This window comes from Kurthia sp. FSL E2-0154 (assembly GCF_038003625.1).
In the GTDB taxonomy this organism is placed as follows: Bacteria; Bacillota; Bacilli; order Bacillales_A; family Planococcaceae; genus Kurthia; species Kurthia gibsonii.
The window spans coordinates 1,553,314-1,567,304 of record NZ_JBBOPO010000001.1 but is presented as its reverse complement, the minus strand read 5'-3'; the positions used below and the strand labels follow the sequence as shown (position 1 = coordinate 1,567,304).

Below are 13,991 nucleotides of genomic sequence, written 5' to 3'. Positions count from 1 at the left end.
GATGCAGTGTGAAATTATTAGAAGAGGTACAATTACAAATTGTCACAAGCTTAAAAGGGAAAGATCTATTATCATTAGTGAACTATTCAAGTGAAGAAGTACAACAATTAATCGACTTAGCGATTCAACTTAAGACGATTACAAAAGAAGGTAAGTGTCCAAAACTATTAGAAGGTAAAACACTTGCGATGATTTTTGAAAAAAATTCAACACGTACACGTATTTCGTTTGAAGTAGGTATGCACCAATTAGGCGGAAAAGGTATGTATATGAATGCACGCGATTTACAAATTGGTCGTGGTGAGTCGGTTTATGATACAGCACATGTATTATCAGGATATGTAGATGGTATTATGATTCGTGCAAATTCACATGCAATGGTAAAAGAATTAGCAGAACATGCATCAATTCCTGTAATTAATGGTTTAACAGATATCTCACACCCTTGCCAAGCGCTAGCTGATCTTGAAACAATTAAAGAAGTAAAAGGGCACTTCAAAGGATTGAAACTAGCGTATATTGGTGACGGAAATAATGTGGCACATTCACTTGTGGTAGCAGCAGCACATGTAGGAATGGATGTCGTTGTAGCAGCACCAAAAGGATATGAACCATCAGAACAAGTCATGTTAAAAGCAGCAACAATCGCAGCGCAAAATGGAAGTACGGTATCATTTACGAATAATCCAATTGAAGCGGCAACAGATGCAGATGTAATTTACACAGATGTGTGGACTTCAATGGGCCAAGAAGAAGAATCAGCAAAACGCCTACAAGATTTTGAAGGATTCCAAATTTCTTCTGAATTAGTAACGCACGCGAAATCAGATTATATGTTTTTACACTGCTTACCAGCACATCGTGAAGAAGAAGTTGCGACAGCTGTTATTGACGGTGAAAACTCATATATTTTCCAACAAGCAGAGAATCGTCTACATGCACAAAAAGCAGTACTTGTATCCATACTTGGATAAAACGAGAACAAAAAGAAAAGTATAAAAAAATAGATTTGATTTAAGTATAAGAAAAACTGGAATCGCGCTGTGGCGCGGTTCCAGTTTTTTTGTTTCTAACTTTGAAAAAGGAAAGTAAAATGTTTTGTTATGCATGTTTCTTTTCAATTGAAACTTGTTGCTTTGATTCATTTGGAATCGGACGACGTGCCCAGTAACTTGCAATAATTGGACCTGAAATATTATGCCATACAGCACCGAATGCACTTGGAATAGCAGCAAGTGGTCCTAAGTGTGCTGTAGCAAGTGCTACACCTAAACCAGAGTTTTGCATACCGACCTCGATGGAGATGGCACGTTGGTCTGATAATGAAAGTCCGCATACCTTTCCTGCATAATAACCTAAAACTAAACCAGCTGTATTGTGTAAGAATACGGCTAAGAAAATAATTAAGCCAGCTGTTGCGATTTTCTCTTGATTCCCTGCAACTACTGCGCCAACGATTAAGATGATGGCAGCAACTGAGATGAGTGGTACAACCGATACACTACGGTCGATTAAGTTTGGTGCTAATTTACGAACGATGATACCAAGTGCAACCGGTACTAAAATAACTTGTACAATCGACATAAACATCGAAGACATATTAACAGGCATCCACTGTCCAGCTAAGAAGTATAAAATCACCGGTGTAAAGAATGGTGCTAATAATGTTGATACAGATGTCATTGTAATTGATAAAGGAACATTTCCTTTTGCTAAATAAACCATTACGTTTGAAGCAGTTCCACCTGGTACGGATCCAAGTAATACAAGTCCTGCCGCTAATTCAGGTGGCAATTGTAGTAAGTACGCAATACCAAGAGCTGTTAGTGGCATCACTGTAAACTGTGCAACAATCCCAATCAATACGGGTAGCGGCTTTGTTAAAACTAATTTAAAATCTTTTGCACTTAATGTTAACCCCATTCCGAACATGACAATCCCTAACATGATGGTAATATATCCTCCGAATGCTAGGAATGCTGTCGGGAAGAAGAATGAGATGACAGCAACTCCGAGTACAAGAAAAGCAAAGTACTTTCCTGTAAATGAACTAATTGATTCTAAAACTTTCATCATATCCACACCTTTTCAAAAATTCTGATAATTTCAAGTATATATAATTTTCTTAAAATAGCAATATAAAAAATGATATAATGAATAAATAAACTAAAAATGAAGGGAAGAATGTCAATGAAAGCGGTTTATGCAGAAAAAAACGAAATTCATGTAGGAGAAAGACCAGAACCTATACTAAAAGATGGAGAAGTACTCGTTCGTATTCAAGCGGCGAGTGTTAATCGTCGGGACCTTTATACACCGAATCGTTTAGCGAAAGATGCGGCACCTTTAATTTTAGGTTCAGATGCAACAGGTATTATTGAACAGGTATCAGCAGATATCGAGAATTGGCAAGTCGGCGATGAAGTTATTATAAATCCTTCTCTTCGTTGGTTCGATAATACACCTGCTCCACCTGAGGACTTCGAAATTTTAAGTTTACCAGATCAAGGGACATTTGCAGAAAAAATCGCCATTTCAGCAGAACAAATTGAACGAAAACCGGACTACTTATCAACGGAAGAAGCAGCGACGATGGGGATTGCTCCATTAACAGGTTATCGCGCACTCTTTACAAAAGGACAATTACAAAAAGGGCAGACGGTATTTATTCCAGGTGGAAGTAGCGGTGTTGCGACATTTATGATTCAATTTGCAAAGAATATAGGCGCGCGAGTTATTACGAGTTCACGTTCAGAAGAGAAGCGTGAAAAAGCGAAGCAACTCGGTGTAGATCTCGTAATTGATACAGCAGAGGACTGGAACGCGGCACTTCAGCATGAGACAGTCGACCTTGTCATTGATAGCGTTGGTGCAGCAACTTTTAATCGTTCATTGGCTGTTTTAAAAAAGGGTGGTACACTAGTAACATTCGGCGCAACAACAGCAGATGAAACAACGATTAATTTACGTGACTTTTTCTACGGTCAGTACACATTACATGGGACGACAATGGGGAGTCGAGAAGAATTTCGTGCATGTCTTTCTTTCATGGAAGCACATCACATTCGCCCAATCGTTGAACAAACATATGCCATCGAACATGCGACACAAGCATTTCAGCAGTTGCAAGAGAGTACACAGTTTGGCAAAATAGTATTAACGATGTAAAAAGGCGGTTTATGAATGAAAAGAATTGAATCATTATCAAATTCATTAGTGAAATATTGGAAAAAATTAGCAACAACACGCAAAGAACGTGACCAATCTGGTGAGTTTTTAGTAGAAGGTTTCCATTTAGTAGAAGAAGCACTTCAAGGTACAGATGTTTTAAACTTAATTGTACGAGAAGGTGTTGAAATTCCTGCTACATGGAATGTTGATAACATTTATATGGTAGAAGTAACAGCGGCAATTGCAGCAGAATTGGCAGAGACAGAGCGCACACAAGGCATTTTTGCACACTGCAAACAACCTGATTTTGAAGTAAAGTCTTCATGGAAGAAGTTTTTACTGATTGATGCTGTACAAGACCCCGGTAATGTCGGTACGATGATTCGAACAGCAGATGCAGCGGGGATGGATGCTGTTATTTTAGGAAAAGGTAGTGCAGACCCATTCAATCCGAAAACAATTCGATCAACACAGGGTTCTATTTTCCATTTACCTGTATTGCGCGGTGAGCTAGTAGATTGGGTAGAACAATTACAAGAACGTGATATTCCGATTTATGGAACAGCACTTGATGCGACATCTGTGGTATATAACCAAGTACCAAAGACACCTTCATTTGCAGTCATTATGGGTAATGAAGGTAGTGGTATTTCAAAAGAATTACTAACAAAAACGACGAAGAATGTCATCATTCCGATTATGGGTGGCGCTGAGTCATTAAATGTAGCAGTGGCGACTGGAATTGTTCTATATCACTTTGCAACTGCCGAGTAACACTTGAAGTATGGCATTAAAGCGTTTATAATAGTTGAGTGTGAACACATAATTCAAATGCGATGATCGGGAAAAGTACGCTATTATAAGCAATTAGGGAGTGTCCACCATAGACTGAAAGTGGAGATTTGCCTCTATAATAGAAGAAGTTCACCCCGTTAGCAGCGTCCGGGACCAGCATTAGCTGTAAAGGTACGCCGGCAAATGAGCCGTTAATTCAACGAAGTGATTGCATGAACGTATGCAATAACTAGGGTGGTAACGCGATATAATCCTCGTCCCTTTTTTAAGGGGCGATTTTTTTATGCTTACAACAGGTTGATCATCCAATAAAAGGAGGAATTTTACGATGGAAATGGCTGCACAATTAACACAGTTAAAACAAGAAGCATTGGATCGTATTCAAGCAGCAACAAATACAAAAGAATTAAATGATGTACGTGTTGCTTATTTAGGTAAAAAAGGTCCAATTACAGATTTATTAAAAGGCATGGGTAAACTTCCTGCTGAAGAACGTCCAAAAATGGGTGCTCTTGTGAATGAAGTACGTGGCGAAGTACAAGAAGTATTAGAAGCACGTATGGTTGAATTAGAAGAAAAAGCAGTGGAAGCACAATTAGCTCAAGAAACAATTGATGTAACATTACCAGGTCGCACAATTAAAGTAGGAAATGCACACCCATTAACACGTGTAACAGAAGAAATCGAAAACTTATTCATCGGTATGGGCTATGAAGTAGTAGAAGGTCCAGAAGTAGAAAAAGATTACTACAACTTTGAAGCATTAAACTTACCAAAAGGTCACCCAGCGCGTGATATGCAAGATACATTCTATATTTCAGAAGAAATCTTAATGCGTACACATACATCACCTGTACAAGCGCGTACGATGGAAGAGAAAAAAGGTTCTTCGATTCGTATTATTTGCCCAGGTAAAGTATTCCGTCGCGATAACGATGATGCAACACATTCACACCAATTCAATCAAATTGAAGGTTTAGTCATCGGTGAGAACATTCGTATGAGTGATCTAAAAGGGACATTAGATGTATTCGCGAAGAAGATGTTTGGTGACGAACGTGAAATTCGTTTACGTCCAAGCTATTTCCCATTCACAGAGCCATCAGTTGAGATGGATATCTCATGCTTCAAATGTGGCGGTTCAGGATGTAATGTATGTAAAAACACAGGTTGGATTGAAATTCTAGGTGCAGGTATGGTTCACCCGAACGTACTTGAAATGGCAGGATATGATCCTAAAAAAGTAACAGGCTTTGCATTTGGTATGGGACAAGAGCGTATTGCGATGTTACGTTACGGTGTAGAAGATATTCGTGATTTCTATACGAATGACGTTCGTTTCTTAGAACAATTCCAAAGAGCAGAAGATTAGGAGGAATAACGCATGTATGTATCATTAAAATGGTTAGCAAAATATGTTGACATTTCAGGTTTCGAACCAGCAGAATTAGCAGAAAAAATTACACGAGCAGGGATTGAAGTAGATGGCATCATCGACTTATCAGCTGGACTTAAAAAGCTAATGGTTGGAGAAGTAAAAGAAAAAGAAAAACACCCAGAAGCAGATAAATTAAATATTTGCCAAGTTGATTTTGGTGAAGAAGAATATTCACAAATCGTTTGTGGTGCACCGAATGTAGCGGTAGGACAAAAAGTCATCGTTGCACGTCCAGGCGCGCACTTGCCAGGTGGGAAAATTAAAAAAGCTAAATTACGTGGACAAGTATCAAACGGTATGATTTGTTCACTTCAAGAACTAGGTATCGAAGGTAAAGTTGTACCAAAAGCATATGCTGAAGGTATTTACGTATTACCATCAGATACGCCAGTAGGTTCAGATGCAGTTGAAGTATTAGGTTTAGATGATGTGGTATTAGAATTAGGTCTTACACCAAACCGTTCAGATGCCATGAGTATGTTAGGTGTAGCTTATGAAGTAGCGGCAATTTTAGATCGTGAAATTCACTTACCTGAAATCAAGTATGAAGCAACAACGAAAAAAGCAGCAGACGTATTAAACGTGCGTGTAGAAGCATTAGAACAAAATCCACTATATGCAGCGAAAGTTGTGGAGAATGTAAAAGTTGCGGAATCACCATTATGGTTACAGCAAGCATTAATGGCTGTAGGCGTTCGTCCATTAAATAACGTAGTTGATATTACGAACTATATTTTAATGGAATATGGTCAACCGCTTCATGCATTCGATTACGATGCACTAAAAACAGGTGAAATCGTCGTTCGTTTAGCTACAGAAGGCGAAAGCATTAAAACACTAGACGGAAAAGACCGTACATTAAAAGCTTCGAACCTTGTAATTACAAATGGTGAAGAGCCAGTGGCAGTAGCAGGTGTTATGGGTGGATTCGATTCAGAAGTAACAGATAAAACAACAACAGTTGTAATTGAATCAGCTTACTTTGAAGGGCTATCTGTTCGTTACACATCAAAAGATTTAGGCTTACGCAGTGATGCGAGTGCGCGCTTTGAAAAAGGGATTGACCCGAACCGTGTATTACCAGCAGCAGAACGTGCAGCGCAGTTAATGGCTGAAATCGCTGGTGGAACAGTATTAGAAGGAACAGTACTTGTAGATGAGTTAGATAAAACTCCAGCTCGCGTAGCTGTGTCACCTGACTTCATCAATTCACGTTTAGGTATGAAAATCTCATTAAATGAGATGGTATCGATTTTAAAACGTCTACGTTTTGATGTAGAAACAGCGAACGGTTTATTAATCGTAGATGCACCAACACGCCGTCAAGATATTAAAATTGAAGAAGATATCGTAGAAGAAATCGCGCGTATGTATGGTTACGACGAGATTCCAAAAACAATTCCTGTAGCAGAAACATCAGTAGGTGGTTTAACACCATACCAAGAAAAACGTCGTGTAACACGTCATTATTTAGAAGGCAGTGGCTTATTCCAAGCGTTAACATACTCATTAACATCAGATGAATTAGCGCAAAAATACGCACTACAAACAGAAGAAACAACACGTCTTATGATGCCAATGAGTGAGGCACATAGTACATTACGCCAAAGTTTATTACCACATTTAATCGAGGCAGCAGTGCATAATGTATCACGTCAAATTCCATTAGTCGCATTATACGAAATTGGTTCTGTATTCCTAGGTAAAGGCGAAGATGGCTTACCAAATGAAGAAGAACATCTATCAATCGTTATGACAGGTAAATGGCTTGACCACGCATGGCAAGGCGAACATAAGCAAGTAGACTTCTTCGTGTTAAAAGGTGTAATCGAAGGATTACTTGAAAAACTAGGTCTATCTGCGCGTATTCAGTACGTAGCTTCAAAACAAGAAGGTATGCACCCAGGTCGTACTGCATCAATCGTATTAGATGGTGAAGTAGTAGGTTTCTTCGGACAATTACACCCGAAAGAACAAAAAACACTTGGCTTAAAAGAGACATATGTAGCAGAGCTAAACTTTAAACAATTAGCTGGAGCAGAAGTGGAACCTTTAGTTTGTCAACCAATTCCACGCTTCCCATCCATCTCACGTGATATTGCATTAGTTGTAGATCGTACATTAGAGGCAGGAACGATTGAAGCGATTATTCGTGAGGCTGGTGGTACATTATTAAAATCAGTACATGTATTCGATTTATATGAAGGTGCAAACATGCCAGAAGGCAAAAAGTCACTTGCATTTACATTAACGTACTTCAATCCAGAGAAAACGTTAACGGATGAAGAAGTCGTAGCAGTGCATGATCAAGTAATGGCAGCATTAAAAGAACAAGCGAATGTAGAAGTTCGATAATTTAAAATGCTCGTTAAGAGGATGGGACAGAACATCTCATTTTCCTTTTTTAGAGTTCACAACGAAAAACTGGAACCGCACAATAGCGCGATTCCAGTTTTTCTTATGCTCATGTAGGATGGTGTTTTTACACTTATGTCCCATCCTCTTTCTTCTTCTTTTTTTGAAAAAAAGTATATGTTATATGTTATTGCTATGCTATAATGCAAAATATAGGAAATAGATTTACATAAAAGTAAACTCAATTTTCTTGTTTTTAAGAATATTTTAAAAACTTTTTACAAAGAATAGACAAAAAATTAAAAATTGTGTTATATTAAGACAAATAAAATATATTTCCCTTTAAGAAAATTCCGATAATCGGAATTTATGCATGAATTGCATAAGGGATTTTATTTTAAAAGTCTAATTGTTTCGGTATTCGAAATTTATACATCTAATGTATAAAAATCATACGCTTTGAATAGTTGGAATATTCGAGCTAGATTGGAAAGGGGAAATATTTTGAATACATCAAAAGAATTACTTAAAATTGAAAACTTACATACAAGTTTCCGAATCAAAGATCAGTATTACGCAGCAATTGAAGATATCAATTTAACACTACGTGAGAATGAAGTGTTAGCAATTGTAGGGGAGTCAGGTTGTGGTAAAAGTACGTTAGCCACTTCTATTGTTGGTTTACATGTGGCAAACAATACAAAAGTAGATGGTCAGATTTTATACAACGATCAAAACTTAGCGACATTAAAAGAAGACCAATTGAATAAAATTCGAGGAAATGACATTGGCTTCATTTTCCAAGACCCACTTGCAGCCCTTAATCCACTCATGCGTATTGGCGATCAGATTACCGAAACATTAAAATACCATACAAAATTAAGTGAACAAGAACGTCAAAAACGTGTTTTAGAATTATTAGATCAAGTAGGAATTAGCCATCCAGAACGTGTTGCAAGACAATATCCACATCAATTGTCAGGTGGGATGAGACAGCGTGTTGTCATTGCGATTGCGATTGCATGCAAACCGAAAATTATGATTGCGGATGAACCAACAACTGCTTTAGATGTAACGATTCAAGCACAGATTTTAGACTTATTAAATGACTTACAAGAAGAAACGAATTCGGGAATTATTTTGATTACACATGATTTAGGTGTAGTAGCTGAAGTGGCTGATCGTGTAGCAGTTATGTATGCTGGACAAATTATTGAACTCGCATCTGTTGAAGAGCTGTTCAGCCATCCAAAGCACCCATATACACGTTCATTATTAAATTCAATTCCACAAGTGGATCACGACCAAGATCGATTAGAAATTATCCATGGAATGGTTCCAACATTAACGAAAATGCCAAGAACAGGTTGTCGTTTTGCACCACGTATTCCTTGGATTGATCCTTCTAAACATGAAGACAATCCATCACTACACGAAATCAGTCCAGAACATTTTGTGCGTTGTACGTGCTGGAAAGACTTCCATTTTGAACATGAGGAAGGAGGACTAAATCATGAGCTTCATACAAATTAAAGATTTACATGTACATTATCCAATTCGAGGCGGCTTCTTTAATACAGTAGTAGACCATGTCTATGCAGTAGATGGTGTATCGATGGAATTTGAAAAAGGCAAAACATATGGTTTAGTCGGAGAATCAGGTTCAGGGAAGTCGACAACAGGAAAAGCAATTATCGGACTCGAAAAAATTACATCAGGTCAAGTGATCTACGAAGGTGAAGATGTAACCAATAAACGTCGTACACGTAATAGTGCATTCACACGTGATATCCAAATGATTTTTCAAGATTCAACGTCAGCGATGAATCCGAGAAAACGCGTACAAGATGTGTTAGCAGAACCAATTCGTAACTTTATGAATCTATCACCAACAGAAGAGAAGCGCCATATGATTGAACTGCTTGAAATCGTTGGGATGTCAGAAGAAGCTTTATTAAAATATCCACATGAATTCTCAGGTGGTCAAAAACAGCGTCTAGGAATTGCGCGTGCAGTAGCGTGTAAGCCAAAGATGATTATTGCCGATGAACCTGTATCAGCGCTTGACTTATCAGTACAAGCACAGGTTCTGAACTTTATGAAAGATATTCAAACTGAATATGGACTAAGTTATCTATTCATCTCGCATGATTTAGGTGTTGTTCGCCATATGTGTGATCATATCTCTATCATGTATAAAGGACGTTTTGTTGAACAGGGAACGAAAGAAGATATTTATAAACATTCAAAACATGTCTACACGAATCGTTTATTATCTGCAATTCCAACAATTGAACCTGAGACACGCTTTGAACGAAAAATGGAGCGTCGTGCAGTGGAACAAGCTTACCGTGAAAATGCACAAAAATATTATGATGCAGATGGAAAGGTTTATCCACTTCAAGTCATATCAGCTACGCATAAAGTAGCGATGTCAGCAGCTGAGAAGGAGGCACAATAGTATGTGGAAAACCATCGTCAGACGAATCTTAATTATGATTCCTCAACTAATTGTATTAAGTTTAATCATTTTCTGGTTAGCTAAATTGATGCCGGGTGATCCATTAACAGGTCTTGTAACACCTGAAACAGACCCGAACCGTATCGAAGAATTACGTGAGTTAGCAGGTTGGAATGATCCATGGTATGTACAGTACTGGAATTGGATTACGAATGCACTTCAAGGGGACTTTGGAACAAGCTATGCATTCAAAGATAGCGTATCTAGCCTAATCGGAGAACGTGCATTAAATACACTTTGGTTATCACTATTCAGTGTCATTCTTTTATATTTAATCGCGATTCCACTTGGAATTTATGCAGGTCGTTACCAAGGTACTTGGTTTGATAAAGGAACAGTATTATATAGCTTCATTACATATGCGGTTCCGACATTTGTACTTGGCTTAACTTTCTTATTCTTATTTGGTTATAAACTCGATTGGTTCCCAACTAGTGGAACGGTCGATGTGAAGTATGACCCTGGCACATGGGATTATGTATGGAATAAAATTTACCATCTTATCTTACCAGGTATTACATTCGCTTTATTAGGTACAACAACAATCATTCAATACTTACGCTCAGAAGTAATCGATGCAAAAACACAAGATTATGTAAAAACAGCGCGAAGTAAAGGTGTACCGATGAAGGTCATTTATTCAAAACACATTTTCCGTAATTCATTATTACCAATTGCAGCATTCATTGGTTTTACAATTACAGGTTTACTTGGTGGTTCCATCTTTATCGAAACGATTTTCGGTTATCCAGGAATGGGGCAACTATTCATTCAATCATTAGGGCAGCGTGACTATTCTGTTATTACAGCGCTCGTACTATTATTCGGATTCCTATCTTTACTAGGTAGTTTAATTTCCGACATTGTAATGAGTATCGTTGATCCACGAATCCGTATTGATTAGGACATAATCGAAAATAAAGAGGTGAGAAAGATGCAACAAATTGAAGAAAAAACACTCTTACAACAAGATGAAGGAACGCCCGCAACTGGATTAAAGGTTGTATGGCGCGAGTTTAAAAAAGATAAATTAGCGATGGCTTCACTCATCGTATTAGTCGGTATCATCGTTGTCACATTCGTTTGGTCATTCACGATTGACCGAGAAGAATTAATGCAAATTAGTCTATATGATGAATTTGCACAACCGGGAACGAACGGCTTCATTCTAGGAGCAGATCAAGGTGGTAGTGACATCTTAGGTCAGTTAATTCTCGGTACACGTAACTCGCTAACGATTGCCATTGCGATTACGTTAATTACAGGTGTACTTGGTGTTGGTATTGGTTTAGCCGCTGGATATTTTGGCGGAATCGTTGATGCTATCATCATGCGTATTATGGACTTCTACATGACATTACCAACATTGATGATCATCATCGTGTTCGTAACGATTGTTCCAAAATATAATGTCACCACATTTGTACTCATCATGAGCGCATTCTTGTGGGTAGGAACAGCGAGGTTAATTCGAAGTAAAGTGCTCTCCGAGGGGAAACGTGATTATGTAAGTGCCTCTAAAACGATGGGGACAGGCAATTTTGCCATTATGTTAAAAGGTATTTTACCAAATATTAGCTCATTACTAATTGTTGAGCTGACACTGAACTTTGCCGGAAATGTCGGTATTGAAACAGGTCTTACGTATTTAGGATTTGGTCTACCGCCAAATGTACCGAGTTTAGGGACATTGGTAGGGGCTGCAAGTAACCCAGTTGTTCTTGAAAACAATTGGTGGGTATGGTTACCCGCATCAATACTCATTCTCGTATTGATGCTGGCAATAAATTATGTTGGACAAGCTTTACGTCGAGCAGCAGATTCAAAACAAAGATTAGGTTAAAAAAGGGGAGGAAATGAAATGAACAAAAAGAATTGGCTATTACTAACAGTTCTTGCAGCGATCATGCTTGTATTAGCAGCATGTGGCGGCGGCGACAAGAGCGGCGAAAAAAGTAACCAAAAAGAAAAAGTAGATACGTCAAAATTCCCGTTACAAACGACGAATAAAGACGAATCAATTAAAGGTGGTACATTAAAAGTAGCACTACAATCAGATGCACCATTCAAAGGTTTATTCCTTTACGAAGTATATGAAGATGCATATGATGCAGCAATCTTAAGCTATACTTCAAATTCAATTTTCACAACAAAAGAAGACTTCTTAATCGATAATGATGGTCTTGCAAAATTAGATGTAGATACAGATGCTAAAAAAGCAACAATTACAATTAAAAAAGATGTTAAATGGTCAGATGATCAACCATTTACAATTGATGATGTTATCTATCCTTACTATATTATCGGTGATAAAGACTACACAGGTGTACGTTACGATACAGACTTCCAAAACATCGTAGGTGCAAAAGAATACCATGACGGTAAAGCCAAAGACATCTCAGGTATTAAAAAGATTGATGATTACACAGCAGAAATCTCATTCAAAAAGATCTCACCAGCAATCTACTCTGGCGGTGACGGTTTATGGGGTTACGCAGCTCCAAAACATCAGTTAGAAAAAGTCGCTGTAAAAGATTTACAAAAATCAGATGCAGTGCGTAAAAACCCTGTAACATTAGGCGCATTCGTTATTAACAAAATTGTTAAAGGTGAATCAGTAGAATTAGTAGCGAACAAAAACTACTATAAAGGTCAACCGAAATTAGACAAAGTAGTCATCGAAGTTGTTCCTTCAGCTTCAATGGCAGCAGCATTAAAAGCAGGTAAGTACGATGTTTCAGTACCAAACTACCCAGCAAATGATTACGCTTCAATCAAAGACTTCAAAAACATTGAAATCTTAGGTCGTCCAGAATTAGCTTACTCTTACTTAGGTTTTAAACTAGGTAAATGGGATTCTAAAAAATCAGAAGTTGTAGTAGATGAAAATGCAAAAATGAACGATAAACAATTACGTCAAGCAATTGCTTACGCAATGAATATCGAAGAAGTAGCAGATGTATATTATGATGGTTTACGTACACGTGCTAACTCTTTAATTCCACCAGTATTCTCGTCATTCTATGATGATTCATTAAAAGGCTACAAATACGACAAGAAAAAGGCTGAAGAATTATTAGACGCAGCAGGTTATAAAGATACAAACAACGACGGTTACCGTGAAGATAAAGACGGTAAACCACTTACAATTAAGTTAGCAGGTATAGCTGGATCAGATAAAGATGATAAAATTGTACAATTCTACATCCAAAACTGGAAAGATGTTGGTCTAAAAGTAGAATTATCAACAGGTCGTCTAATTGAGTTCAACTCATTCTATGAAAAAGTAAAAGCAGACGATAAAGATATCGATATGTTTATGGCAGCATGGGGTACAGGTACAAACCCATCACCAATCGGTCTTTACTCAAAAGCAGCTCAGTTCAACTATAGCCGTTATACTTCACCCGAACTTGAAAAATTATTATTAGACATCGATTCACCAGAAGCTTTAGATCCAAAATACCGTGCAGAAGCATTCAGTAAGTGGCAAGAATTCATGTCAGATAACGCAGCAACAGTTCCAATGTACTTCCGTACGGAAATCATTCCTGTGAACAAACGCGTTAAAAACTGGACAATTGATTACTTAGCAAAAGATGGTATCGAAAAAGTAGAATTAACTGCTGACGAACCAGTAAAAGGCGAATAATCAATCGAGCATAAGAAAAGGAGGAATTCCATTATGGGGGAATTCCTCCTTTTTGTTGT

The 13,991-nt window shown here is 37.8% G+C and carries 11 protein-coding genes; 10 read left to right on the top strand and 1 reads right to left on the bottom strand.

What is annotated here, in order from left to right; genetic code table 11:
* The first annotated feature begins 8 nt into the window (after positions 1–8).
* Positions 9–974 (top strand): ornithine carbamoyltransferase, encoded by a 966-nt coding sequence (gene argF, locus MHB75_RS07705; protein ID WP_141274687.1) that lies wholly within the window; start codon positions 9–11, stop codon positions 972–974.
* Positions 975–1,101: 127 nt separating this feature from the next.
* Here the strand turns inward: argF and MHB75_RS07700 are convergent, their stop codons facing one another.
* The gene (locus MHB75_RS07700) at positions 1,102–2,073 is read right to left on the bottom strand and encodes a bile acid:sodium symporter family protein (RefSeq protein WP_340998596.1); all 972 of its coding nucleotides are present in this window, start codon (positions 2,071–2,073) and stop codon (positions 1,102–1,104) included.
* Between the two features lie 117 nt (positions 2,074–2,190).
* Between MHB75_RS07700 and MHB75_RS07695 the strand changes: the two genes are divergently transcribed.
* The 9 genes from MHB75_RS07695 to MHB75_RS07655 all read left to right on the top strand — a co-directional run bounded on the left by MHB75_RS07695 (position 2,191) and on the right by MHB75_RS07655 (position 13,932).
* Positions 2,191–3,168 carry a zinc-binding dehydrogenase gene (locus tag MHB75_RS07695; protein ID WP_340996892.1) on the top strand — a complete coding sequence of 326 codons (978 nt, stop codon included), beginning with the start codon at positions 2,191–2,193 and terminating at the stop codon, positions 3,166–3,168.
* A gap of 15 nt (positions 3,169–3,183) precedes the next feature.
* A complete protein-coding gene (locus MHB75_RS07690) occupies positions 3,184–3,945 on the top strand; it encodes a TrmH family RNA methyltransferase (RefSeq protein WP_340996891.1) in 762 nt (253 codons plus the stop codon).
* 355 nt (positions 3,946–4,300) lie between these two features.
* A complete protein-coding gene (gene pheS, locus MHB75_RS07685; RefSeq protein WP_068457291.1) occupies positions 4,301–5,338 on the top strand; it encodes a phenylalanine--tRNA ligase subunit alpha in 1,038 nt (345 codons plus the stop codon).
* Positions 5,339–5,350: 12 nt separating this feature from the next.
* Positions 5,351–7,759 carry a phenylalanine--tRNA ligase subunit beta gene (gene pheT, locus MHB75_RS07680; RefSeq protein ID WP_141274691.1) on the top strand — a complete coding sequence of 803 codons (2,409 nt, stop codon included), beginning with the start codon at positions 5,351–5,353 and terminating at the stop codon, positions 7,757–7,759.
* A gap of 504 nt (positions 7,760–8,263) precedes the next feature.
* The gene (locus tag MHB75_RS07675) at positions 8,264–9,292 is read left to right on the top strand and encodes an ABC transporter ATP-binding protein (protein WP_340996888.1); all 1,029 of its coding nucleotides are present in this window, start codon (positions 8,264–8,266) and stop codon (positions 9,290–9,292) included.
* Positions 9,273–10,220, top strand: coding sequence for an ATP-binding cassette domain-containing protein (locus tag MHB75_RS07670; protein ID WP_068452032.1), 948 nt, complete (start codon positions 9,273–9,275; stop codon positions 10,218–10,220). Before MHB75_RS07675 ends, MHB75_RS07670 begins: the two co-directional genes overlap by 20 nt.
* Position 10,221: 1 nt before the next feature.
* Positions 10,222–11,184, top strand: a complete 963-nt coding sequence (gene opp4B, locus MHB75_RS07665; protein ID WP_340996885.1) for an oligopeptide ABC transporter permease — start codon at positions 10,222–10,224, stop codon at positions 11,182–11,184.
* Positions 11,185–11,214: 30 nt separating this feature from the next.
* A complete protein-coding gene (locus tag MHB75_RS07660; protein ID WP_340996883.1) occupies positions 11,215–12,123 on the top strand; it encodes an ABC transporter permease in 909 nt (302 codons plus the stop codon).
* Between the two features lie 18 nt (positions 12,124–12,141).
* Positions 12,142–13,932 carry an oligopeptide ABC transporter substrate-binding protein gene (locus tag MHB75_RS07655; RefSeq protein WP_340996882.1) on the top strand — a complete coding sequence of 597 codons (1,791 nt, stop codon included), beginning with the start codon at positions 12,142–12,144 and terminating at the stop codon, positions 13,930–13,932.
* Positions 13,933–13,991 lie beyond the last annotated feature (59 nt).

Bases quoted from the DNA above. Each gene is read 5' to 3' on its own strand.
- MHB75_RS07655 (WP_340996882.1), top strand. From the start codon at position 12,142: ATGAACAAAAAGAATTGGCTATTACTAACAGTTCTTGCAGCGATCATG.
- pheS (WP_068457291.1), top strand. From the start codon at position 4,301: ATGGCTGCACAATTAACACAGTTAAAACAAGAAGCATTGGATCGTATT.
- opp4B (WP_340996885.1), top strand. From the start codon at position 10,222: ATGTGGAAAACCATCGTCAGACGAATCTTAATTATGATTCCTCAACTA.
- pheT (WP_141274691.1), top strand. From the start codon at position 5,351: ATGTATGTATCATTAAAATGGTTAGCAAAATATGTTGACATTTCAGGT.
- MHB75_RS07670 (WP_068452032.1), top strand. From the start codon at position 9,273: ATGAGCTTCATACAAATTAAAGATTTACATGTACATTATCCAATTCGA.
- MHB75_RS07695 (WP_340996892.1), top strand. From the start codon at position 2,191: ATGAAAGCGGTTTATGCAGAAAAAAACGAAATTCATGTAGGAGAAAGA.
- MHB75_RS07660 (WP_340996883.1), top strand. From the start codon at position 11,215: ATGCAACAAATTGAAGAAAAAACACTCTTACAACAAGATGAAGGAACG.
- MHB75_RS07690 (WP_340996891.1), top strand. From the start codon at position 3,184: ATGAAAAGAATTGAATCATTATCAAATTCATTAGTGAAATATTGGAAA.
- MHB75_RS07700 (WP_340998596.1), bottom strand. From the start codon at position 2,073: ATGAAAGTTTTAGAATCAATTAGTTCATTTACAGGAAAGTACTTTGCT.